The organism is Paraburkholderia sp. SIMBA_027 (assembly GCF_046535315.1).
Classification (GTDB): domain Bacteria; phylum Pseudomonadota; class Gammaproteobacteria; order Burkholderiales; family Burkholderiaceae; genus Paraburkholderia; species Paraburkholderia tropica.
Genome location: NZ_JAWRWY010000923.1, coordinates 1 through 260 on the forward strand (window position 1 = coordinate 1; position 260 = coordinate 260).

Below are 260 nucleotides of genomic sequence, written 5' to 3' on the forward strand. Positions count from 1 at the left end.
GCAGAAAAAGGAGATCCACTTTATTCTGTCAATACAGTTGTTATCACAGGAGGTAGATATTCTCAGAAGTCTTTTGGTATTGGTACATTTTCCGGTATTGCTACGAAAGATTTTAATCACCGGATCCTCTATACCCGATACACTTTAACCTCAGCAAAAGATTCTATTATTCCAGAATTTGAGGAAAAATTATCATTGCTTAATTGTCACGATGATTTTAAAGTAACAAAAGATAGCATAAAAGGTATTCACAATGATAG

General features: G+C 33.5%; 1 protein-coding gene. It reads left to right on the top strand.

The window, feature by feature from the left end:
- Nucleotides 1-260: hypothetical protein (locus SB764_RS41790; RefSeq protein ID WP_410867005.1), on the top strand; the 260-nt coding region annotated here is incomplete at both ends.